Origin of the sequence: Mesorhizobium sp. Root695 (assembly GCF_001428185.1) — a bacterium.
In the GTDB taxonomy this organism is placed as follows: domain Bacteria; phylum Pseudomonadota; class Alphaproteobacteria; order Rhizobiales; family Rhizobiaceae; genus Mesorhizobium.
Genome location: NZ_LMHO01000010.1, coordinates 123,737 through 146,426 on the forward strand (window position 1 = coordinate 123,737; position 22,690 = coordinate 146,426).

Here is a 22,690-nt window from a genome sequence, read left to right on the forward strand (position 1 = left end):
TAACAAAGGGCGAGCGGGGACAATGATATCCTCACCAATGGCGCGAAGGCTGCGCGTGTATGTTGCGGCCGGGCTGGCAGTAACGGGAGGCTGGGTGGCACCGGCTTTGGCGGCAGGAGCGATGGCGACCGGGGGGCTCACCTCGCAGCCGATCGGCCACTATGATTTCTGCAAGCTGAACCCGGGCGAATGCTCTGTCCGTCCGACCAATCTCGCGCCGGCCCCGATGACCGACGGGTTGATGCGCAAGCTTCTCAATGTCACCGCCAGGGTCAACGCCGCCGTCAAGCCGATGAGCGACATGGACATCTACGGCAAGGACGAAGTCTGGGCCTATCCCGACAAGGACGTCGGCGATTGCGAGGACTACGTGCTGGAAAAGCGGCGCCAGCTTTCGCGCATGAGCATCTCGCTTGCCGATCTTCTGATCACCGTGGTGCGCAAGCCCGACGGCGAGGGCCATGCGGTGCTCACGGTGCGCACCGACAAGGGCGACTATGTGCTCGACAATCTGACCGACAAGGTCAAGCCATGGGACGCGACCGGCTACCGCTTCCTCAAGCGGCAGGCGGTCGACAACACCGGCCGCTGGGTCTCGATCCGCGGTGGCCAGCAGGTGCTGGTCGGCGCGGTCCAGTAGGCATCAGCAACGGCGGCTGCCTGGCATCCAACGCTTCGTCATCCCAGGGCGGAGCAGGAGCGGAGCTCCGTCGCAAAGACCCTGGGATCCATGCCGTGAGTCAGATGAAGAACGCTGCGGCGCAGGTACAGGCGCCAGCGATCATCATGCCGGCATCTCCAAATCCTTTGCACCGCCGCGACGCTGGTAATTCGCGGCATGGATCCTCGGGTCTGCGCGTCCGCTTCGCTTCCGCTCCGCCCGTGGATGACGAGAGCGATTTTTCTCCGTGAACCATTTCCTCCCGGCCAGCGACACATGGCCGTAGACGGTAACCAATCATGGAGACTTCAGATGACCGCACTTTTGCGAAATGCCTTCCTCGCCGCCGTGGCGGTATCGGCTTTGGCCGGACCCGCCTTGGCCGATCAGACCGTTACAAGCTGCGCCACATCGCAGACCAATGATTTGTGGAGCGGCCGCTGTTGCGGGGCCGGCGACTCGAGCTGCCTGGGCGGCGGAAACAATGGCCACGACCACAACGACAATGGCGGCCGGGGAAATAATGGCGGCACGGCTGGCAAGAAATGATCTCATCACTGTTGACCGCCGGCGGGCTCTTCAAGTGAAGCGAACGCCGGCGCCAGTAGCGGGCTCGCGCCCTATTGCGCAAACCGTCTGATCCAGACTCCTTGTTTTGACGCAATTCCCAAGGGAAAGCGCTATGCGCTTTTCCCGGGAAAACCGTTTCACACTCTTCCTGGAATTGCTCTACGGCCGTCGGCCGAGCGCCGCGCGGATCGATGCGGTGATGCGGCGAAGCTCCGCCTCGTCGAGCTTTTCGATGTTCTCGGCCAGGAGATTGGCGAGCTCGGTGGCGGCGGGGGAAAGACCCGACGTGTCGAGCCTGACCCGCGGATGTGAGGCTTCGGCCAGCCGCGCCAGCTCCTCGGCATCGTCCCAGATGATGTTGAAATAGCCGATGATCTTCTGGATCAGCGTCCACGTCGGCGCACCGCGCCTGCCATGCTCGAGCGCCGACAGATAGGCGGCGCTGACGCCGATTGCGGCCGCCATGTCCTTCTGGCTGACACCGCGTTCGCCCCGTAGCGCTCGCAACTTCTCGCCGAACGGGGTCATGCGCCCGGCCTTCCGGCTTGAGCCCTCACGACCGCAGTCGCCGCAGCCGGATATAAAGGGCGCCTGAACCACCATGGTTGCGGGCGGCATGGTCGTGGCTGGAGACAAGCGGCCGGAAGGCGGGCGTCGACAGCCAGGCGGGTACCGCGCGCCGCAACACGCCATCGCCACCGGAGGACGAGCCCTTGCCGGTAATGACCAGGACATAGCGGATGCCGCCGGCATGCGCTCGGTGCAGGAATGAGAACAGCAGCGAATAGGCCTCGTCCTGCGTCATGCCGTGCAGGTCGACGCGGCCCTCGATCGGCAGCCGGCCTTTCGACAGTTTGTCCAGCGTCGGCTCGTCGAGGCGGTGCGTGACATGCTGAGCCTTCGGCTTTGCGATCCCTGCGGCATTGGCAGCAGCCAGCACCGGCTGCGACTGACCTGGCCTGGCCTCGGCAGCAATTTCGGGGACGTCGCCGGCGATCCTTCCCTTGAGCGGCTTGGCCGTGCGCGCGACCAGGTTCCACAGAACCCGGTCGTCCTCGCTCAGTTTCGCTTCGCTGAGTCTGTCTGGGCGCCGGGTCATCGATTCGCACCCGGAACGAGCGCGCGCGGCATCAGCGCATAAAAATCGGCCGCATTGCGGACCACACCAGCGATCTCGCCGGCGGCATCGCCGGAACCGGCAAAGAGATCTCCGCGCTCCGGCCCGGTGATGGCCGAGCCGGTGTCCTGCGCGATCATCAGGCGCCGGAACGGCTTTGCGTCGAAAGCGGTGAGCGTCGGTGCGTCAATGTAGAAAGGCGTGCCGAATGTGTGCAGCAGGCGGTCGACGGCAATGGAGCGGCCCGGCGTCAGCGGCACCTTGGCGGCGGCTATCGGACCGAGGGCCGCATCATCGACCGCTGCCTCGCGGAAGAAGATGTAGGAGCGGTTCCGCCACAGGATCTCGTCGACGCGATCGGGATGCGCCTTGAACCAGGCGCGGATCGACTGCATCGTCACCTCCGCCAGCGGGATTTCGCCAATCTCGCTCAGGATCTTGCCAGGCCCGGTAAAGCGCTGGCCGGATTTGGCGGCATAGGTGACGCGGGCAAGCCGGCCGTCGGTCATGGCGAGGCGTGCGGCACCCTGCACGTGAATGAAGAAGGCATCGACCTTGTCGGCCAGCCAGGCGATTTCCAGGCCCCTGCCGGCAAGCGCCCCGCGCTCGATCTCGCCGCGATCGAAATATTCGACCGTGCCGTCCGGCGCCTGCCGCGCGAAGGCGAGATACGAATCCATTCCAGACGGCCGGTTGGCGTCGTCGATATCGACGAGATCGGCCGGACGTGACAGCAGCGGCACCGAAAAGCGGTCCGTTCGCACCGGCGAGGCTTCGACCACGGGTTCGTAGAAGCCGGTGACGAGGCCGGCGCCGCCAGTCGCGGCGCGGACAAGCGCCGGGACAAAATGGCGCTCGAAGAAGGCCCGGGCTTCCTTCCGATCCAGAAATGGCGACCGATTCGCCGGCGAAACAATGCGGGCCTCGGCATAGGCTTCGGCAAAGGCGTCGAAGTCGACGCCGAGCGCACCGCTGCGATAGGGTTTGGTCAGGACATGAAAGGCCGAGCGGCGAAAGGCAGCGAAAGCCGCCAAATGGTCGTCCTCCTCCCAGCCAGGGAGGTCAGCGAAAGATTTTTCGACAAAGAGAGGCGATAGCGACACCGGAGCCTCGCCGCGTGTTCCGAACTAGTCTTCTTCCTCGGTGGCGACGAGCTTCCAGTTCGGATCGCGCGAGCGGGTGTCGCGGGCGAAGGTCCAGACATCCTTGACCTCGGCCACGGTTTCCGGGTCGCCGTCGATGACGGCCCCGGCCTTGTCGCGGGTCGCCGAGATCAGCTCGCTGATGATGCGCAGCGTGACATGCGCCTCGCCACCCTTCATCTCGGCCGAGACGATGTCGGCCTTGTCGATGCCGACGAAAGAGGACTGGATCTTTTCCGCCTTGGCCTCGCGCTCGCCAATGGCCGCGACAAAGCCGTCATAGACCTCGCGCGACAACAGGTTCTTCAGCGTTTTGCGGTCGCCGTCGGCATAGGCCATGACGATCATCTCGTAAGCCATCTTGGCGCCGTCGACAAAACCCTTCGGCTCGAAGGACGGGTCGTTGTCCTTGATCGTGCGCAGGCCCTTGTTGAGGTCGGTGTCGGGCTTGGCGAAGGCGTCGATCGCCGCATAGGTGTCGGCCGCCGGTTCGCCCGGCGGACGCTTGCGCGGCAGCGAAACGACATTTTCGGATTTCTGCGCGGCATCCTTGTCGGCGCGGGCAGCCGTATAGGGATCGAAGGGCGGCCGTTCGCTGCCAGTGCGACGGCCCAGCACATTGCGCAGCTGGAAAAAGATGACCACCGCCGCAATCAGGAAGAAAATCGTGCCGAAGTCGAAGAATCCCATATCTTCCGCCAATCAATCCCTGCCCGTGGCCGGACCGCCCGCCCAGTAAGGCGACGGTCGCATAGCGTTCAACATTCAAAGCATATAGAACGCAAGGCGCAATCATTCAAATCAAAGGCAGGCATACCTATGTAACAGCCTCAGGGCCAGCGGCGATTGCTCGCTGGCGGCCAAAACAATCGAAACGATCGGTCAAGACTTGCGCATTTCGCTGCTTCCCTTCTTTCTCCTCGCGCTTCCGCTGCTGGAAATCGCCGGTTTCGTCATCGTCGGCCGTGAGATCGGCGCGCTGGCGACGGTCGGCCTTGTGCTGGCCTCGAGCATCGCCGGCGTGCTTTTGCTTCGGTATCAGGGCTTTGGCGTGATGGCCCGCATCCGCACCGAGATGGCCGCCGGCCAGAACCCCAGCCGCCACCTTGCGCACGGCGCCATGATCGTGGTTGCGGCGATCCTCCTGATCATCCCCGGCTTCATCACCGACATCATCGGCCTGCTGCTGTTCCTGCCGCCGGTGCGCGACTTTGCCTGGAGCCGGTTCAAGGGCCGCATTGTCGTCGCCACCAATTTCTCGACCGATGGTTTTCGCGGCCGCCAGCGCGATAAGGTCATCGACCTCGAAAACGGCGACTATTCGCGCGAGGACGATCTGAAGCGCGGTCCGGACCACAACTCGCCCTGGCGCCGCCTGAAGGACGATTAGGGCGCCGGCCCTTCTACATCCCCAGGCCCGGGAAGCAAGGCGGCAAACCTTGTCTTGTCATCCCCGCCATGGTAGCGAACGCCCGATTTCAATTCGGTCAGCGACGCTGCCCAGGCAAGAGGACAAGGCTTATGGCCAGCAAAGATGACGCGCCGGTCGGCGCAGCCAACGGAAACGGCAATGCGGCGCAGCCGTCGCTCAACGTGCTGGCGCAATATGTGAAGGACCTATCCTTCGAAAGCCCCGGCGCCCCGAATTCGCTGCGCGGCCGCGACAAGGCGCCCGGCATCGCCATCAACGTCAACGTCAACGCCAACCCGCTCTCCGACAAGCAGTTCGACGTCAACCTGACGCTGAACGCCAAGGCGTCGTTCGACCAGGAAGTGCTGTTCAATGTCGAGCTGGTCTATGGCGGCGTGTTCGCGATCAGCGGCTTCCCGCAGGAACACATGCTGCCGATCCTGTTCATCGAATGCCCGCGCCTTTTGTTCCCGTTCGCCCGGCAGATCATCGCCGAGGCAACCCGCAATGGCGGCTTCCCACCGCTGATGCTCGACCCGATCGATTTCGCGCAGATGTTCCAGCAGAAGCTGGCGGAGGATCAGGCGGCGTCGAAGGTCAAGGTGAGCTGAGGCCTGCCAGCCACGGATTGTGAAAAGCCCGGCCTCGCGCCGGGTTTTTTTGTTTTGGAGAGTCGTGGGGCCAGTTCCGCCTCCCGGTCTATCATACAAGACCAGCCGTTGCACGCCGTGGCGGCGGTGAAACCCGAACCCTCGCCAGATTTGTGCTCCGGCATGCGGCGGCCGAGATCATTGGTGACGCCTATATAGATGGTGCCGCGCTTCTGGCTTGCGGTCATGTAGACATAGCCGGTCATAGATTAGGGCTACCGTGCAATGCGTCGGGAGAACGTCCTGATCCGCTGCATTCTTCGGCAGACTTCACGGCATGGATCCTAGGGTCTGCGCCGCGTCGCTTCGCTCCTTGCTCCGCCCTAGGATGACGAAGACGCGAAGGTTTTCGGCTGGCAGTTTGCCGTCACCCCGTCGCAACCTTCAGCCAAAACGCCTTTTCCCCCAGCGTCGCGACCATGCCGGCATGCGCGTCGCGCTCGGCGTCGGTGAGGCGCGACGGCAAGGGTGCCGGCCGCTGGCTGACCACGATTTCGATCTGGCGGACATTTTCGTTGCCCCTGGCCGGCGCGGTGGCGCTGTCGAGGACGAGGGCCGCCTGCTTGCCGCCGATCAGCTCGATATAGACCTCGGCCAGCAGTTCGGAATCGAGCAGGGCGCCGTGCTTGGTGCGCCTTGTGTTGTCGATGCCGTAGCGCCGGCAGAGCGCGTCGAGCGAATTGGGACCCATTGGATGCTTGCGGCGCGCCAGCGCCAGCGTGTCGACGACAAGGCCATTGTCGATGACGGGGTGACCGAGCCGGCCGAATTCGACATTGAGGAAACCGATATCGAAGGTGGCGTTGTGGGCGACCAGCTTGGCGCCGTCGGTGAAAGCCAGCCACTCCTCGACGATTTCGGCAAAGGTCGGCTTGCCCGCGAGGTCCGCCGCGCTGATGCCGTGCACGGCCTGCGCCTCGGCATGGATCGCGCGCCCTTGCGGGTTGATGTAGTGGTGGAAGGTCTTTCCGGTCGGGAAACGATTGACCAGCTCGACGCCACCCAGCTCGATCACGCGGTCATCGCGCGAATCGAGGCCGGTGGTTTCCGTGTCGAAGATGATCTCACGCATCGAATCAGTCGCTCCAAAGGAGCAGAATCATGAGACCGGAACAAAATGGCAATGGGCAATGCTGACGGCCTGCCGCATGTCCCCGAAAATCGGTACCGATTTTCGGAAAGGACATGCGCAAAATCAAAGTGCTACAGCGTCCTTTGCGCGTCCAAACGGACGCGCGGCGCTGTAGTGTCAGGAGCCTGCCTTGCCGGGCTTATCCCCGGAGAGTTCGGCAATGATGGCTTTGACCGCCGCGCGGGCGGCGTCGAACCCCTGGCCGGTGTCGACGATGAAATCGGCTTGGCGGCGCTTTTCAGCGTCCGGCACCTGCCTGGCCAGGATCGAAGCCAGTTTTTCTTCCGTCATGCCCGGCCGCGCCAGCACGCGCTCTCGCTGGATCTCGGCCGGCGCGGTGACGACGACGACCTTGTCGACGCGGTTGCGGCCGCCGGTTTCGAACAGCAGGGGAATATCGAGGACGGCTATCGGTTCGCCTGATTTACGATGCTTAGCCAGAAAGGCATCGGCGTCGGCGCGCACCAGCGGATGGATGACCGCCTCGAGCCGCTTCAGAGCGGCGGCATCGCCGAGCACACGAGTGCCAAGCTTTGCGCGATCGACCACCCCGGCAAATGTGGTGCCGGGAAAGGCCATTTCCACCAGGGGTGCTGCCTTGCCGGCATAGAGGCGATGCACCGCCTCGTCGGAATCATGAACCGGCACACCGGCTTCGGCGAACATCTTGGCCGTCGTCGACTTGCCCATGCCTATGGAGCCTGTGAGGCCAAGCACGATCATGGCTTCGGCACCAGATCGGCAACGATGATCGCCCGGAGTTCAGCTGTAACTCGCGGCCTGACACCGAACCATCGTTCGAAGCCGGGCACGGCCTGATGCAGCAGCATGCCGAGGCCGTCGACCGTCTTCAGCTTTCTCGCGCGGGCCGCCGCAAGCAGCGGCGTTTCCAGCGGCACATAGACGATGTCGGTGACGATGGCGTGGTCCGGCAGCAAGGCAGGATCGGCCGACAGGCCTTCATTGCCATGCATGCCGAGCGCGGTGGTGTTGACCAGCAGGCCGGCATCGCCAAGCAGTTCGTTGGTCGCGGCCATGCCATGCGCCGAAATGCCGGCGCCGAAACGATCGCGCAATTCCACAGCCCGGGCCAGCGTGCGGTTGACGATGCGGATGTCGGCAACGCCACGCTCCTTCAGCGCATGGATGACCGCGCGCGACGCACCGCCGGCGCCGAGCACCACCGCCGGGCCCTTGCTTGCCCAGCCCGGCGCATAATCGTCGAGGTTGGCGGCAAAGCCGTGCGCGTCGGTGTTGCCGCCCCACAAGATGCCGTCCTCGAACCACAGCGTGTTGACGGCGCCGATCTCCTGCGCCGCCTGGTCGCGGCGCTCGGCCAGCGCGAAGGCCGCCTCCTTGTGCGGGATGGTGACGTTGCCGCCGCGGTAGCCTTTGGCCCGCAGCGTCTTCACGAAATCGGCAAAGTTTTCTGGCGCGACATCAATGGCCTGGTAGCTGCCGTCGATGCCGTGTCTGGCCAGCCAGTGGCCATGGATCTTCGGCGAGCGCGAGTGCTTGACCGGATGGCCGGTGACGAACGCTTTCTTCGACGCTTCAGCCATCGATCGCTCCCAGTGTTCGCAGTTCGGCCAGCAGCGGCAAAAGCGGCAGGCCGACAATGGTGAAATGATCGCCTTCGATTTTCTCGAACAATTGAATGCCTTCGCCTTCGATCTGGTAGGCGCCTACGCTCGACAACGCTTTGGCGCCGACGCGGGCGAGGTGGCGACCGATGAAGGCCGGGTCGAGCTTGCGCATGGTCATGCCAGCGATGCCGACATGCCGCCACAGCACCTGTCCGTCGCGGACCAGCACCGCGGCGCTGTTCAACTGATGGGTCTTGCCCGACAGCGCCAGGAGATGACGGCGCGCGCCTTCCATGTCGGCCGGCTTGTGGAACACCTCGTCGCCGAGCGACAGCGTCTGGTCGCAGCCAAGCACCAGCGCGCCCGGCCGGCGCTCGCTGACTTCGCTGGCCTTGGCCTCGGCCAGCACCAGGGCAACATCCTCGGGCGAGACACCGCTGCCCTGCAAGGGCGACTCGAGCGCCCGCTCGTCGACGTCAGCCGGGACGGCTTCGACATCGACACCAGCACTGACGAGCATCGCCTTGCGGAACGGACTGCCGGAAGCGAGGATGAGTTTTTCGGTCATGATTCTAAGCGCCTGATCAATTGTCTAACCGTTGTTGAGATTCTGGCTCCGCTGCACCTTCGACCATCGTCACGGCACGGATCCTAGGGTCTCCGCAACGTCGCTTCGCTCCTGCTCCGCCCTAGGATGACGAAGGCGTGGTGGCTTTTTGGCCAATCGCGGATGTCGGATTTGGCATCCGCGTCGTCAAAGTGAGGCTGGTGGCAATCGCAAACCTTCGAAATTGGCCGAGACAATCGTCCCTTCGTCATCCTAGGGCGAAGCAAGGAGCGAAGCGACGCTGCGCAGACCCTAGGATCCATGCCGTGAACTTCGAGCTTTGCAGCGGTGGGCGTTGGCGACGCGCCGCACGGCTCCAATTATCTGTTCTTCCCCCGTAGGGCAACGATGGCCGCCGCCGTTTCCTCGATCGAGCGACGGCTGACGTCGATCATCGGCCAGCCGTGGCGCGTGCAGATCTGGCGGGCGTAGGCGAGCTCTTCGGTGATGGCGGCGCGGTCGACATAGTCTGTCGCCTCGTACGAGCTGCTGTTGCCGAGGATGCGGTTTTGCCGGACGTGCGAGATGCGCTCGGCGGTGGCGATCAGCCCAACGATCAGCGGCTTGCTGGCGTTGACCAGGCTTTCCGGCACCGGCACGCCGAGCACGATCGGGATGTTGGCGGTCTTGATGCCTCGGTTGGCGAGATAGATGCTGGTCGGCGTCTTCGACGTGCGCGAAATGCCGATCAGCACGACATCGGCATCGTCCATATTGAGCGGCAGCTGGCCGTCATCATGGTCCATGGTGAAATTGAGCGCGTCGATGCGACGGAAATATTCGGCATCGAGCACATGCTGGGCGCCGACGCGACGGCCGGCCGGAGTGCCGAGATAGGACTGGAACACGGTCAGCACAGGCTCCAGCACCGACACACAGGGCAGGCCCATGGTCGCGCAGCGTTCGTCGATGCCGCGCGCCAGCTTCTGGTCAACGACCGTATAGAGGATGATGCCCGGCTCCTCCTCGATGTCCTCGAACACTTTCGCCACCTGCTTTTCGGTGCGGATGAGCGGATAGATGTGCTCGATGGCGCGCGCATTCTTGTACTGCGCCGAAGCCGCCCGGCCGGCGGCGAGCAGCGTTTCGCCGGTCGCGTCGGAAATCAGGTGCAGGTGGAAGAAGCTCTGGGGTTTGTTCACAGGGGGTCACCTGGGGCTGTGGGCTTCTGTGGATAAAGCGGGATGAAAAGACGGGGCGATCGGAGGCGACTGTATCAGATGCCAGTTTGTCCACAATTCGATGCGCTGTCAGCTTCGTCGGGCGGCTGGGGACAAGTTTGGGGACGGCTTCCTTTGCCTTTCGTCTGTCCACAGGGCGGGTATTTCCAGGCGTCTCGTAACGTTTTGACTCCAGTGACGGATTCCTGTCCGTCCCCAGAACCCTGCAGTTTGGAAAAAGAAACACGCGACAATATGTTGGCTGGTGTTTTCCGGGGCAAAGCGGGACAGGTGGCAACCACCAGAACCAACAGACTCTTAGAATCAGAAGAATCTTAGATATAAGAATCTTTGATTATAGAAGAGGCTGGGAGAAGCGAGCGCTCGATGCCCCAGAACCGGATCATGCTGGACGTCCTGAAGGGCAAGGCTCATTTTCCGCCTCCGCTCTGGATGATGCGACAGGCGGGGCGCTATCTGCCGGAGTACCGTGAAACGCGCAGGCGAGCCGGGTCGTTCCTCGATCTCTGCTATGATCCCGACCTTGCCGTCGAGGTGACCTTGCAGCCGATCGAGCGCTTCGGCTTCGATGCCTCGATCCTGTTTTCCGATATCCTTGTCGTTCCGCATGCGCTTGGCCGCGATGTCCGCTTCGAAGAGGGGCGAGGACCGCTGCTGACGCCGATCACGGTGCCGGAGATTCTGGCTCTGGAAGGCAAGGTGTTTCACGTGAATCTCGAACCAGTCTATGAGACGGTTCGCCGCTTGCGGGCAAAACTTCCGGACGAGACGACCCTGATCGGCTTCTGCGGCGCACCGTGGACGGTGGCGACCTACATGATTGCCGGCCATGGCACGCCCGACCAGGCGCCGGCGCGGCTGTTCGCCTATCGCGAGCCGGCGGCATTCCAGCACCTGCTGAAAGTGCTTGCCGATCATTCGGCCGCCTACCTCATCCGCCAGATCGAGGCGGGTGCGGATGTGGTGCAGATTTTCGATTCCTGGTCCGGCGTGCTCGATGACGCTTCTTTCGACCTGTTCTGCGTCCAGCCGGTGGCCGAGATCGTGCGCCAGGTTCGAGCCGTCCATCCCGATGTGCCGATCATCGGTTTTCCCAAGGGTGCCGGCGCGCGCTACCAGACCTATCGCCAGAGGACCGGTGTGACGGGTCTGGGGATCGACTGGACGGTGCCCCTGGAGGCGGCGAAGGAGTTGCAGCGCTCAGGTGCGGTTCAGGGCAACCTCGATCCCTTGCGCCTCGTGGCTGGCGGCAAGGCATTGTCCGATGGCATCGAGGCGATCCTGAGAGCGCTGGGAGACGGACCGCTGATTTTCAATCTCGGCCACGGCATCACGCCGGAGACGCCGATCGCCCATGTCGAGGCGATGGTGAAACAGGTACGGAGCGCGACACGCTGATGGCTCAGATGAACAACACGAACAGCACTGGCCAGGCGATGATGCGCATGACGATCAGTATCGCCGTGCTGGTCGTTCTCACCGCGCTTTTGTATTTCGCCGCGCCCGACAATTTTTATCCGTGGGCCAAGGCGATCCACATCCTCGCCGTCATCTCGTGGATGGCCGGCATGCTCTATCTGCCGCGGCTCCTGGTCTACCACGCCGATGCCGAGAAAGGCTCGGTGCAGTCGGAGACCTTCAAGGTGATGGAGCGGCGCCTGCTGCGCGGCATCATTAATCCGGCGATGATCGTCGCCTGGGTGTTCGGCCTGTGGCTGGCCTGGAAGGGCTTTGGTTTCGAGGGCGGCTGGCTGCACGCCAAGATCGGCGCGGTGCTTTTGCTGTCCGCCGTTCACGGCTATCTGGCCGGCGCGGTGCGCAAATTCGCCGAGGATCGCAATGAAAAGCCCGCCAGGCACTGGCGAATGGTCAACGAGATCCCCACATTGCTGATGATAGCAATCGTGATCCTGGTTGTCGTCAAGCCGTTCTAGGCCTGTCTGGGCCGCAAAACGCAGCTTGCTCTTTCCCCCGACCGACGATAAAAGACGGGTCTTCCTTCCCGTCATGCGCCGCCCCTCATTGCTTTCGGCCGCGCCCGGCATTTGTCGCATCCCGCCGATATTTTCCCAAAGCTTACCCAGACTCCATCTATTCAAGGTCCGTCTATGCAAGAAATGAAACTCGCCGAGTTCAAAAACAAGAAACCACCAGAGCTGATCGCTTACGCCGAATCGCTCGAGGTCGAAAACGCCAGCGTCATGCGCAAGCAGGAGCTGATGTTCGCGATCCTGAAGAAACTGGCCGCGCAGGACGTCGAGATCATCGGCGACGGCGTGGTCGAGGTGCTGCAGGACGGTTTTGGTTTCCTGCGCTCTGCCAACGCAAACTATCTGCCAGGTCCCGACGACATTTATATTTCGCCGTCGCAGATCCGGCGCTTTTCGCTGAAGACCGGCGACACGGTCGAAGGGCCGATCCGCAGCCCGAAAGAGGGCGAGCGTTATTTCGCGCTGCTCAAGGTCAACACGATCAATTTCGACGATCCCGAAAAGATCCGCCACAAGATCCATTTCGACAATCTGACGCCGCTCTATCCGACCTCGCGCCTGAAGATGGAAATGGAGGTTCCGACCTCCAAGGACATCTCGGCCCGCGTCATCGACCTGGTGGCACCGCTCGGCAAGGGGCAGCGCGCGCTGATCGTGGCGCAGCCGCGCACCGGCAAAACGGTGCTGTTGCAGAACATCGCCCATTCGATCACCACCAACCATCCCGAATGCTATCTGATCGTGCTTCTGATCGACGAGCGGCCGGAAGAAGTGACCGACATGCAGCGCTCGGTGAAGGGCGAGGTCGTCTCCTCGACCTTCGACGAGCCGGCGGTGCGCCACGTGCAGGTCGCCGAAATGGTCATCGAGAAGGCCAAGCGCCTGGTCGAACATGGCCGCGACGTCGTCATCCTGCTCGATTCGATCACCCGCCTCGGCCGCGCCTACAACACAGTGGTGCCGTCCTCCGGCAAGGTGCTGACCGGCGGTGTCGACGCCAACGCACTGCAGCGCCCGAAGCGCTTCTTCGGCGCCGCCCGTAACATCGAGGAAGGCGGTTCGCTGACCATCATCGCCACCGCGCTGATCGATACGGGCAGTCGCATGGACGAAGTCATTTTCGAAGAGTTCAAGGGCACCGGCAATTCGGAAATCGTGCTCGACCGCAAGGTGGCCGACAAGCGCATCTATCCGGCCATGGATATCCTCAAGTCCGGCACCCGCAAGGAAGACCTGCTGGTCCCCCGCCAGGACCTGCAGAAAATCTTCGTGCTGCGCCGCATCCTGGCGCCGATGGGAACCACCGACGCGATCGAGTTCCTGATCGACAAGCTGAAGCAGACCAAGACCAATGCGGATTTCTTCGATTCGATGAACACGTAACGGCCAGGCCGAGACTTTCCGGCCTATGCATTGAAACCCCATTCCGGGAAACCGGGATGGGGTTTTTCATGACCCTGTGGCAAGTCGCTTTCTTGGTATCGAGCGGCCGTATGCGGGGGCAGATGATTTCGCCTTCATGCAAGGCTGGCGTCTTCGAACTGGAAGCAGCGACGTGAAGAAGACAATTCCGACCCTGATCGGCTTTTCGGCCATCCTGACCTGGTCATTCCTGGCATTGCTTTCGACTGCCGCCGGCCCGATTCCGCCTTTTCAGCTGGCGGCCATGACCTTCCTGCTCGGAGCACTCGTCGGCGCGAGCAGCTGGATTTTTCGCCCGGCCGCGATCCGGACGCTGCGACAGCCATGGCCGGTCTGGGCGATCGGAACCGCGGGACTGTGCATCTACCACTGCGCCTACTTCTTCGCGATCCAGTCGGCGCCGCCGGTCGAGGTCAGTCTGATCGCCTATCTCTGGCCGCTGCTGATCGTCGTCTTCGCCGCTTTCCTGCCCGGTGAAAGGCTGAAGGTTCATCACGTCGTTGGCGTCGCTCTCGGGCTTGCCGGCGCCATCGTTGTGATCAGCAAGGGCGGCAACGTCGGCCTCGCCAACGGAGTGATGAAGGGGCATGTCATTGCCCTGTTCTGCGCCTTCATCTGGGCCGGCTATTCCGTGCTGTCGCGCCGCTTCGGCCAGGTGCCGACCGATGTCGTGGCCGGTTATTGCTTTATCACCGCGATCGTCGCCTTCGCGCTGCACCTGGCGCTCGAGACCACGGTCTGGCCGCAGACGCCGACCCAGTGGACGGCTATCGTCATCCTAGGCACGATACCGCTCGGCGCCGGCTTCTACGCCTGGGACCATGGCTGCAAGCACGGGGACATCATGATCCTTGGCGCCCTGTCCTACGCCGCACCACTGTTTTCGGTGATTGTGCTGCTGCTGGCAGCGTTTGGTGTGTTCCACTGGTCGGTGGCGCTCGCTTGTGTGCTGATCACCATCGGCGCGGTGATCGCCGCCAAGGATCTGCTGTTCAAGCCCCGGCTGGCTGCGTCTTCGACCGCGGTCCCCGAGCCGGCGCAAGGCGCCTGACCTATTGGCGGTGCAGGAGGCGTTCCAGCTCTTCCGGATCCGCCACGGCAGGAAGGCAAACCTGCCCGGTGCAGAGCCAGGCACCGGAGCGGTTGGTCGGTGGCAGGATTCCGCCGGGCAACAAGGGTCGATTCGCTACCGTATCGATCGGCACGACAATGTCGACGCGACGCGGGTCCGGGATTCGATTCGCAACCGGAACGAGCTGTGGATCGTTTAGCGCATCAACGATGACGAGCTTCAGCGGCTCGATTGCCAGTGCGCAGGCGTTGACGATGCCGGCCTGGCCATAGGCCTGGTGCGCAGCACGTCCGGCGGCATGCTCGGCGACTTGCCAGGCTCTTTCCTGCAGCTCGAGATCGCCGGTGACAGAGGCGAGGCGGACCAGTGCCTCGATGATCTGGCCGGTGGCGGAGGGAATGGCTTCGTCGACATCGCCCCTGATGCGGATCGGAACGTCGGCGCTGTCCGAAGCGGTCAAATAGTAGCCTGTCTTCTCGGCGTCGGCGTGCCAATGGTCGAGCTGCCCGATGAACTGGCCGGCTTTGCCGACATAGCTCCAATCCCCAGTGGCTTCGAACAGCGAGATCGCTGCATTGGCCATGGCGGCGTAGTCGCTGGACAAAGCAGGGAACAATGTCCTGGCGCCGAGCATCGAATGCGGCAAGCGGCCGTCGCGGCGGGCGGAGCTGATATGGGCAAAGGCTTTTGCCGCGGCGTCGATCCAGTCCGGCCGCGCCAGCGACCGGCCGGCCTCGGCGAGCGCTGCTATCATCTGGCCGTTCCAGTCGGTGAGGGCCTTTGCGTCCAGGCCCGGCCTGACCCGCTCTTCCCGCACAGTAAGAAGCCTCGCCTTCAGCGGGCTGAGCTGTTCGCGGTCGATCACACCTTGCGATTGCTGGGACCTTGTTTGGTGGACAACCGGCTTGCCTTCCCAGCCATGCGGGCTGGAGAGCGTGAAGTGTTTGAGAAACAACGCGGAATCGTCGCCGAGGGCGGCTTCGATCTCGTCCCGGCTCCAGGTGTAGAACAGCCCTTCCTCGCCGTCGCTGTCGGCGTCGAGGCTGGCGGCAAAGGCGCCGCCGTCGACGCGCATTTCGCGCAGCAGCCAGTCGACAGTCTCTTCGATTCGCACCCGGAACAGTTCATTACCGCTCGCCGCATGGGCCCAATTGCAGAACCGGATGAGCTGCGCGTTGTCGTAGAGCATTTTTTCGAAATGCGGCACCAGCCACTCTGCATCGGTCGAGTAGCGGCTGAGCCCGCCGCCGATATGATCGTAGATGCCGCCGCTCACCATCTGTTCGAGGCTGAGCAGGACGTCGTCGCGATGGCTGGCATTAGCGTCGCGCAGCCAGGACAGCCAGAGTGTGAGCATGAACGGCGCATTGGGGAATTTCGGCGCGCCGCGCAGGCCGCCGAGATCGCGGTCGACCATGCCGTCGATGCCCTTGGCAAGTTCCGCCAACGTGTCGCGATCCAGCCCTGTTTTCGCATGCGAAGCGGCGAGGCGCGCCTCGACATGGGTCGTCATGCCGTCGGCGCTCTGGTTCAGGCTCGCTCTCTTCTCGCGCCAGGCCTTGTCCACCGCCTCCATCACCTGGATGAAACCGGGGCGGCCATAGCGCGGCTCGCGCGGAAAATAAGTGCCGCCCCAGAACGGCTTGCCGTCCGGCGTCAGGAACATGGTGAGCGGCCAGCCGCCCTGCTCGCCCATCGCGGAGAGCGCTGCCATGTAGATCTGGTCGATGTCGGGGCGCTCTTCGCGGTCGACCTTGATATTGACGAACAGACGGTTCATGACGGCGGCGACGTCAGCGTTCTCGAAGCTTTCGTGCGCCATGACATGGCACCAATGGCAGGCGGCATAGCCGACCGAAAGCAGGATCGGCCTGTCCAGCGCCTTTGCCTCCTCAAGCGAAGCCGGCGACCAGGCCCGCCAATGCACCGGATTGCCGCTGTGCTGCTGCAGATAGGGGCTGGCCTCCTGGGCAAGCAGGTTTTGCGCGGGTAGCGTCACGATGGGCAAACTCGGTTAGGAATTGTCGTATGGGCGCGAAGCTAGGGTGGTTCGGTGGAGCGGGCAAATGATTTCAGGCGATTCGATCGTTGCACTGTCGAGCGGCCGGCTTCCGGCCGGCGTCGCCGTCATCCGCATTTCCGGCCCACAGACTCGATTCGTAGTCGAAACGATCGCCGGTAGTACGGTTAAGGACCGCGCTGCGATTCTGCGCAGGTTCAGGGCGCCCGATGGAACGGTGCTCGACAATGGCCTGGTTGTCTTCTTTCCCGGTCCGGCCAGTTTTACGGGCGAGGATGTGGCGGAATTCCACGTTCATGGCGGACGTGCCGTGGTGACCAGGATGCTGGAGACGATCACCGGTTTTGACGGCGTCAGGCATGCGGAACCGGGCGAATTCACCCGCCGCGCCTTTCTCAATGGCAAGGTCGATCTGGTCGAGACCGAGGCGCTGGCGGATCTCGTCAATGCCGAAACCGAGGCGCAGCGGCGTTTTGCGGTCCAAAATGCCGAAGGCGTCCAGAGCGAAGTCTATCTCGGTTGGCGCCGCAGGCTGCTCCATGCACGCGCGATGATCGAGGCCGAGATCGATTTCGCCGATGAAGACGATGTCCCTGGTTCCGTTTCGGATACGGTCTGGTCGGACGTTCAATCAATGATCGGCGAGATCGATCGGCACATCGCCGGATTTCGCACTGCCGAGATCATTCGCGACGGCTTCGAAGTTGTCATCCTCGGTGCGCCCAATGCCGGTAAGTCGAGTCTGTTCAACGCTCTGGCGCGGCGGGATGCTGCTATAGTAACGGATGAGCCCGGCACGACGCGGGACCTGCTTGAAGTGACACTTGATCTTCAGGGGCTGCGCGTCAGGCTTACGGATACGGCCGGCCTGCGCGATGCGCCTGGCAAGGTCGAGGCGATCGGCATCGAGAAGGCGAAGGCCAAGGCGCATGGCGCTGATCTCTTGCTGCTGCTTAGGGATGTTGCAGACCCCAAGGACATTGGCCCGCTGCCCACTGGGACGCCAGCCTTGCGCGTCGGTACCAAGCTTGATCTGCTGGAAAGTGGCTCGGCCGGTGATTATGACATTGGTATTTCGGTTAGAGACGGTACCGGCGTGGAGGCACTGCTGGCGGAAATCGGCCGGCGGGCGACGGAGGCGACCGGTAGCGTCGGCGATGTTCTGCCGTCACGCCTGCGCCACGTCGAATTGCTTGGCGCAGCGAATAGCCACCTGCTTCGTGCCATTGACGATAGGACTGCCGGGCAGGAATTGCGCGCCGAGGAGTTGCGGCTCGCTGCCGACCGCTTGGGCCGGATCGTCGGCGCCATTGACGCCGAGGACATGCTGGACGTGATTTTTTCGCAGTTCTGCATCGGGAAATGACTCACGTGAAACAGTGCGACGCCTATCGCTTCGTCATCCACGGGCGGAGCAAGGAGCGCAGCGACGCAGCGCAGACCCGAGGATCCATGCCGCGACTTCGGAGCGTTGCCGCGGTGCGGAATTCTGCTCCGCTACACTCAGAGGTTAAGTTCGCGGCATGGATCCTAGGGTCTCCGCGACGGAGCTTCGCCCTAGGATGACGAAACGTTGAAGTTTTCGCTCCAGTCTGGCGTGACTCACGTGAAACATCGGTGGCCCTGATGACTGACGTGAAACACGCTCGATGGCAAGTGCAACGCTGTTTCACGTGAAACGATCTGCGGAGTTTTCTTGACAGCACTGCTTGGCAGGGACATGTGTCCCCCATCATTGAGTCTGGGAAGTTTGTGATGACCAATCACTATGATGTGGTTGTGGTGGGCGGCGGCCACGCGGGTTGCGAGGCGGCCAGCGCTGCCGCGCGCGCCGGTGCGAGGACTGCACTCGTGACGCTCCGCTTTGATACAATCGGCGTCATGTCGTGTAATCCGGCGATCGGCGGGCTCGGCAAGGGTCATCTGGTGCGCGAGATCGATGCCATGGACGGGCTGATGGGCCGGGTGGCGGATGCCGCCGGCATTCAGTTCCGGCTGCTCAATCGCCGCAAGGGCCCAGCGGTGCGCGGCCCCCGCACGCAGGCCGACAGGAAGCTCTATCGCCTTGCCATGCAAGAAGCGATTCGGCAGCAGAACGATCTCGACGTGGTTGAAGGCGAGGTTTTGGACTTCGAGATCGCCAATGGACGGATCGCGGCTGTTCTGCTGGCCGACGGCAGGCGGCTTGCCTGTGGCGCCGTCGTTCTGACCACCGGGACCTTCCTGCGCGGGCTTATTCATATCGGCGAGAAGAAGCTTGTCGCCGGCCGCATGAACGAGCAGGCCAGTCTTGGGCTCTCGGCGACGATGGACCGTGCGGGCTTCAAGCTCGGCCGGCTGAAGACCGGCACGCCGCCTCGGCTCGATGGCCGTACCATCGATTGGGCGTCGCTGGAAAAGCAGGCCGCGGATGAGGATCCGGTGCCGTTCTCTCTGATGACCAACCGTATCGAGACGCCGCAGATCGATTGCGGCATCACGCGCACGACCGCGGCCACGCACGAGCTGATCCGCGCCAATCTCGGCCGCTCGGCCATGTATTCCGGCTCGATCGAAGGCGTCGGGCCACGCTATTGCCCGTCGATCGAGGACAAGATCGTCAAGTTCGGCGACAGGGACGGACACCAGATCTTTCTCGAGCCGGAAGGGCTCGACGACGACACCGTCTATCCCAATGGCATTTCGACCTCACTGCCTGAGGATGTGCAGCACGAAATCCTGAAAACCATCCCCGGGCTTGAGCGCGCAATCATGCTGCAGCCCGGCTATGCCATTGAATATGATCATGTCGATCCGCGCGAATTGCATCAGACACTGGAGACGAAGCGGGTTGGCGGCCTCTTCCTCGCCGGGCAGATCAATGGCACGACCGGCTACGAAGAAGCGGCCGGGCAAGGCCTGCTCGCCGGCCTCAATGCGGCGCGCCGGGCGTCGGACGATGAGCAGATCGTGCTCAGCCGCACCGAAGCCTATATCGGTGTGATGGTCGACGATCTGACCAGCCGCGGCATCAGCGAACCCTACCGGATGTTCACCTCGCGAGCCGAGTTCCGGCTGTCGCTGCGTGCCGACAATGCCGATGAACGGCTGACGCCGTTGGCGTCCAGGCTGGGAATTGCCTCAACGCAGCGGATGCGGCGCTACGAGACTGTCATGCAGTGCCTCGATGCAGCACGTCAGCTGGCGAAGTCGCTCACCTGGACGCCCAATGAGGCGGCGCGTCACGGGCTGGAGATCAACCGGGATGGCGTGCGCCGGTCCGGGTATGAATTGCTGTCCTATCCCGACGTCGATGTGGCCTGGCTGGCTCGTGTCGATTCGCGCTTTGCGGCAATCGACGGCAAGACGGCGGAACGTCTCGAAACGGAAGCGAAATATTCTGTCTATCTCGATCGCCAGAAGACGGATGTGGCTCAGATCCGGCACGAAGAGAGCCGCTTGATCCCCGAGACGGTCGATTTCGCCGGCGTGCCTGGGCTGTCCAACGAATTGAAGCAGAAGATGCAGGCGCGGCGGCCGCGTTCGATCGCCGATGCCCAGCGCATGGAAGGCATGACGCCGGCGGCGCTGGCGATCATTGTCGCGCACGTCCGCCATGCGGAGAGCGCCCAGCGCCCACAAAGGGTTGTTGCGTGAGTTCTATGTCCTGGAAGAGCCTGCAGGACGCGGCAGGCCCGGTTTCACGTGAAACATTCGATCGGCTGGTGACGTTCGAGCAGATGTTCCAGAAATGGAATCGCAGCATCAATCTCGTGGCGCAATCGACGTCGGGCGATGTCTGGCAGCGCCATATATTGGACAGCGCGCAGCTCGGGCGTATTGAGCCGGCCGCCACGCGCTGGGTAGATCTCGGCTCGGGCGGCGGATTTCCGGGCCTTGTCATGGCTTTCCTGCTTGCCGAGCGCGACGGCGCCAGCATCGATCTGGTTGAAAGCAATCGGAAAAAAGCGTCCTTCCTGCAGACCGTGGTCGGGCAATTCAGCCTGCCGGCGCGGGTCGTGGCGCGCCGCATCGATGACAGCCATGCGCTTGTTTCGACACCGCAAATCGTCACGGCGCGGGCGCTGGCCTCGCTTTCGACGTTGCTGGACCTGTCGGCGCCCTGGCTGACGTCAGGCGCGCGCGGCCTGTTCCACAAAGGCCGGGATTATCGCGCCGAAGTGCAAGAAAGCGTTCACCGATGGTCTTTCGATCTGGTAGAACATCCAAGTGTGACCGACCCTCATGGGGTCATCCTTGAATTGTCGAACCTGCGACCTGTCTGACCCACGACTTTCAGACCATTTGGCGACCAAAAATGAACTTCTGGCATAGACCCATGATGAAGAATGGCCCCCGAATCATCACCGTAGCAAACCAGAAGGGCGGCGTCGGCAAGACCACCACCGCCATCAATCTGGCGACCGCGCTGGCCGCGATCGGCGAAAAGGTGCTGATCGTCGATCTCGATCCACAAGGCAATGCCAGCACCGGCCTTGGCATCGACCGCAAGGACCGCACGGTCTCGTCCTATGACGTGCTGACCGGCGAGCTCGAACTGGAAGCAGCGGCCATTCCGACGGCGGTGCCTGGCCTGTCGATCGTGCCGTCGACGCTCGATCTGCTCGGCATCGAAATGGAGATCGCGTCCGCACCCGACCGCGTGCTCAAGCTGCGCAATGCGCTTCGCGCCGCGACCGAGCGCGGCGCACCGTTCGGTTATGTGCTGATCGATTGCCCGCCTTCGCTTAACCTTTTGACCTTGAATTCCATGGCGGCAGCCGATTCTGTGCTTGTGCCGCTGCAGTGCGAGTTCTTCGCGCTGGAAGGTCTTAGCCAGTTGCTGGAAACGGTCGAGCAGGTGCGTCGCTCGATCAATCCGGATCTCACCATCCAGGGCATCGTGCTGACCATGTATGACGGCCGCAACAATCTCGCCAACCAGGTGGTGCAGGATGTGCGGGCGCATATGGGCGACAAGGTCTACGAGACCGTCATTCCGCGCAATGTGCGGGTGTCCGAGGCGCCTTCGTACGGCAAGCCGGCGATCCTCTACGACCTGAAATGCTCGGGCAGCCAGGCCTATTTGCAGTTGGCGTCGGAAGTGATCCGTCGCGAGCGCAAGTTACGTGCCGCTTGATAAGGTCGGATGCATAGTCAAGAGCCGATTCGATACCGAAACGATTTGGAATAGCCAACTGGAATAAAAATGAGCGAAGACCTTTCGAGAAAGAGACTGGGCCGTGGGCTGGCAGCGCTGATCGGCGAGATCGATCGTCCGGCAGCACCCGAAAAGCCGGGTATGAGTGCCGACGGCAAGGTGCCGATCGAGTTTCTGACGCCAAATCCGAAAAATCCGCGCCGTCATTTCGGCGACGCCGAGTTGACCGATCTCGCCCAGTCAATCCGCGAGCACGGCGTCGTCCAGCCGGTGGTGGCGCGGCCGTCGCCGACACAGGCCGGCCGCTACGAGATCATCGCCGGCGAGCGGCGCTGGCGCGCGGCGCAGCGCGCCGGGCTGTCCGAGATCCCGGTCATCATCCGCGAGGTCAACGACCGCACCGCGCTGGAACTGGCGATCATCGAGAACGTCCAGCGCACCGACCTCAATGCGGTCGAGGAAGCGCTTGGTTATCAGCAGCTGATCGACGATCACGGCTATACCCAGGCCGATCTCGGCCAGGTGATCGGCAAGAGCCGCAGCCATGTCGCCAACACATTGCGGCTCCTGAAGCTGCCGGATGTGATCCGCGACATGCTGGTCGACGGCGCCCTGTCGGCGGGCCATGCTCGTACGCTGGTGACGGCGGACGATCCGGCCGGCCTTGCCAAGCGCATCGTCGAAGAAGGACTTTCCGTGCGCCAGGCCGAATCCCTGGCGCAGATGCCGGCCGGCAGCAGCAGCGCCAGGGAAGCCAAGCCCGCGCCAGGTCCGGAGCAAAAGGACGCCGACACGCTGGCGCTGGAAAAGCTGTTGACCGACACGATCGGCATGATTGTGTCGGTGGACCACAAGGGCAAAGGCGGCACTTTGCGCGTGTCCTATCGGTCGCTGGAGCAGCTTGATGAGCTGTGCCGCAGGCTGAAGCAGGAGCGGTAGTTAGCCGGCGAATTATCTTCAAGCTGGAGATTGATTTGGCGTATATGGA

At 62.9% G+C, this 22,690-nt stretch carries 24 protein-coding genes; 13 read left to right on the top strand and 11 right to left on the bottom strand.

Annotated elements, in window-relative coordinates; all coding sequences use genetic code 11:
- Positions 1 to 22: 22 nt before the first annotated feature.
- Entirely contained in the window at positions 23 to 640 is a 618-nt protein-coding gene (locus ASD99_RS12040; protein WP_056585516.1) for a transglutaminase-like cysteine peptidase, read from the top strand.
- A gap of 333 nt (positions 641 to 973) precedes the next feature.
- Positions 974 to 1,210 (top strand): hypothetical protein, encoded by a 237-nt coding sequence (locus ASD99_RS12045; protein ID WP_056585518.1) that lies wholly within the window; start codon positions 974 to 976, stop codon positions 1,208 to 1,210.
- A 180-nt stretch (positions 1,211 to 1,390) separates the two neighbouring features.
- Here ASD99_RS12045 and ASD99_RS12050 read toward each other — a convergent pair whose 3' ends face one another.
- The 4 genes from ASD99_RS12050 to ASD99_RS12065 are packed head-to-tail and all read right to left on the bottom strand — an operon-like array spanning position 1,391 to position 4,180.
- Positions 1,391 to 1,759: a helix-turn-helix domain-containing protein gene (locus tag ASD99_RS12050; protein WP_056585520.1), complete on the bottom strand. Its 369-nt coding sequence runs from the start codon at positions 1,757 to 1,759 to the stop codon at positions 1,391 to 1,393.
- A gap of 25 nt (positions 1,760 to 1,784) precedes the next feature.
- Positions 1,785 to 2,330: a Smr/MutS family protein gene (locus ASD99_RS12055; RefSeq protein ID WP_057143799.1), complete on the bottom strand. Its 546-nt coding sequence runs from the start codon at positions 2,328 to 2,330 to the stop codon at positions 1,785 to 1,787.
- Positions 2,327 to 3,451, bottom strand: coding sequence for a murein transglycosylase A (locus ASD99_RS12060; protein WP_057143800.1), 1,125 nt, complete (start codon positions 3,449 to 3,451; stop codon positions 2,327 to 2,329). The genes ASD99_RS12055 and ASD99_RS12060 overlap by 4 nt, the downstream gene beginning before the upstream one ends.
- A gap of 24 nt (positions 3,452 to 3,475) precedes the next feature.
- Entirely contained in the window at positions 3,476 to 4,180 is a 705-nt protein-coding gene (locus ASD99_RS12065) for a Tim44/TimA family putative adaptor protein (RefSeq protein WP_056585526.1), read from the bottom strand.
- Positions 4,181 to 4,379: 199 nt separating this feature from the next.
- Here ASD99_RS12065 and ASD99_RS12070 point away from each other — a divergent pair, with 199 nt between their 5' ends.
- Both ASD99_RS12070 and secB read left to right on the top strand, forming a co-directional pair.
- Positions 4,380 to 4,880 carry an FxsA family protein gene (locus ASD99_RS12070; RefSeq protein WP_082525386.1) on the top strand — a complete coding sequence of 167 codons (501 nt, stop codon included), beginning with the start codon at positions 4,380 to 4,382 and terminating at the stop codon, positions 4,878 to 4,880.
- Positions 4,881 to 5,011: 131 nt separating this feature from the next.
- Positions 5,012 to 5,512: a protein-export chaperone SecB gene (gene secB / locus ASD99_RS12075; RefSeq protein WP_056585530.1), complete on the top strand. Its 501-nt coding sequence runs from the start codon at positions 5,012 to 5,014 to the stop codon at positions 5,510 to 5,512.
- Here secB and ASD99_RS33295 read toward each other — a convergent pair.
- The 6 genes from ASD99_RS33295 to ASD99_RS12100 form a co-directional block, all read right to left on the bottom strand.
- Complete coding sequence (locus ASD99_RS33295) at positions 5,482 to 5,757, bottom strand: GIY-YIG nuclease family protein (RefSeq protein ID WP_156388979.1); 276 nt, start codon at positions 5,755 to 5,757, stop codon at positions 5,482 to 5,484. The genes secB and ASD99_RS33295 overlap by 31 nt on opposite strands.
- Before the next feature lie 161 nt (positions 5,758 to 5,918).
- Positions 5,919 to 6,623, bottom strand: a complete 705-nt coding sequence (dnaQ, locus tag ASD99_RS12080; protein WP_057143801.1) for a DNA polymerase III subunit epsilon — start codon at positions 6,621 to 6,623, stop codon at positions 5,919 to 5,921.
- Positions 6,624 to 6,800: 177 nt separating this feature from the next.
- Positions 6,801 to 7,406 (bottom strand): dephospho-CoA kinase, encoded by a 606-nt coding sequence (coaE, locus tag ASD99_RS12085; RefSeq protein WP_056585534.1) that lies wholly within the window; start codon positions 7,404 to 7,406, stop codon positions 6,801 to 6,803.
- A complete protein-coding gene (locus tag ASD99_RS12090) occupies positions 7,403 to 8,245 on the bottom strand; it encodes a shikimate dehydrogenase (protein ID WP_056585536.1) in 843 nt (280 codons plus the stop codon). Before ASD99_RS12090 ends, coaE begins: the two co-directional genes overlap by 4 nt.
- Positions 8,238 to 8,837, bottom strand: coding sequence for a Maf-like protein (locus tag ASD99_RS12095; RefSeq protein ID WP_057143802.1), 600 nt, complete (start codon positions 8,835 to 8,837; stop codon positions 8,238 to 8,240). The genes ASD99_RS12090 and ASD99_RS12095 overlap by 8 nt, the downstream gene beginning before the upstream one ends.
- Positions 8,838 to 9,196: 359 nt before the next feature.
- Positions 9,197 to 10,018: a pyruvate, water dikinase regulatory protein gene (locus ASD99_RS12100; protein WP_056585540.1), complete on the bottom strand. Its 822-nt coding sequence runs from the start codon at positions 10,016 to 10,018 to the stop codon at positions 9,197 to 9,199.
- 405 nt (positions 10,019 to 10,423) lie between these two features.
- Here ASD99_RS12100 and hemE point away from each other — a divergent pair, with 405 nt between their 5' ends.
- From hemE to ASD99_RS12120, 4 genes are all read left to right on the top strand, one after another.
- A complete protein-coding gene (gene hemE, locus ASD99_RS12105; protein WP_057143803.1) occupies positions 10,424 to 11,455 on the top strand; it encodes a uroporphyrinogen decarboxylase in 1,032 nt (343 codons plus the stop codon).
- On the top strand, positions 11,455 to 11,991 hold the full coding sequence (gene hemJ, locus ASD99_RS12110) for a protoporphyrinogen oxidase HemJ (protein ID WP_057143804.1): 537 nt from the start codon (positions 11,455 to 11,457) through the stop codon (positions 11,989 to 11,991). The genes hemE and hemJ overlap by 1 nt, the downstream gene beginning before the upstream one ends.
- Before the next feature lie 174 nt (positions 11,992 to 12,165).
- Positions 12,166 to 13,431 carry a transcription termination factor Rho gene (gene rho / locus ASD99_RS12115; RefSeq protein ID WP_082525387.1) on the top strand — a complete coding sequence of 422 codons (1,266 nt, stop codon included), beginning with the start codon at positions 12,166 to 12,168 and terminating at the stop codon, positions 13,429 to 13,431.
- A 172-nt stretch (positions 13,432 to 13,603) separates the two neighbouring features.
- Entirely contained in the window at positions 13,604 to 14,521 is a 918-nt protein-coding gene (locus ASD99_RS12120; protein WP_082583253.1) for a DMT family transporter, read from the top strand.
- Between the two features lies 1 nt (position 14,522).
- On the opposite strand, the gene ASD99_RS12125 is transcribed toward ASD99_RS12120, so the two are convergent.
- Positions 14,523 to 16,541, bottom strand: a complete 2,019-nt coding sequence (locus tag ASD99_RS12125) for a thioredoxin domain-containing protein (protein ID WP_057143825.1) — start codon at positions 16,539 to 16,541, stop codon at positions 14,523 to 14,525.
- A 67-nt stretch (positions 16,542 to 16,608) separates the two neighbouring features.
- Between ASD99_RS12125 and mnmE the strand changes: the two genes are divergently transcribed.
- The 5 genes from mnmE (at position 16,609) to ASD99_RS12150 (ending at position 22,641) form a co-directional block, all read left to right on the top strand.
- A complete protein-coding gene (gene mnmE, locus ASD99_RS12130; protein ID WP_057143806.1) occupies positions 16,609 to 17,928 on the top strand; it encodes a tRNA uridine-5-carboxymethylaminomethyl(34) synthesis GTPase MnmE in 1,320 nt (439 codons plus the stop codon).
- A 389-nt stretch (positions 17,929 to 18,317) separates the two neighbouring features.
- Entirely contained in the window at positions 18,318 to 20,198 is a 1,881-nt protein-coding gene (gene mnmG / locus ASD99_RS12135) for a tRNA uridine-5-carboxymethylaminomethyl(34) synthesis enzyme MnmG (protein WP_057143807.1), read from the top strand.
- Positions 20,195 to 20,827 (top strand): 16S rRNA (guanine(527)-N(7))-methyltransferase RsmG, encoded by a 633-nt coding sequence (gene rsmG / locus ASD99_RS12140; protein ID WP_056585552.1) that lies wholly within the window; start codon positions 20,195 to 20,197, stop codon positions 20,825 to 20,827. Before mnmG ends, rsmG begins: the two co-directional genes overlap by 4 nt.
- Positions 20,828 to 20,880: 53 nt before the next feature.
- The gene (locus tag ASD99_RS12145) at positions 20,881 to 21,681 is read left to right on the top strand and encodes a ParA family protein (protein ID WP_013528736.1); all 801 of its coding nucleotides are present in this window, start codon (positions 20,881 to 20,883) and stop codon (positions 21,679 to 21,681) included.
- A 69-nt stretch (positions 21,682 to 21,750) separates the two neighbouring features.
- Positions 21,751 to 22,641, top strand: coding sequence for a ParB/RepB/Spo0J family partition protein (locus ASD99_RS12150; protein ID WP_056585553.1), 891 nt, complete (start codon positions 21,751 to 21,753; stop codon positions 22,639 to 22,641).
- The last annotated feature ends 49 nt before the right edge of the window (positions 22,642 to 22,690 follow it).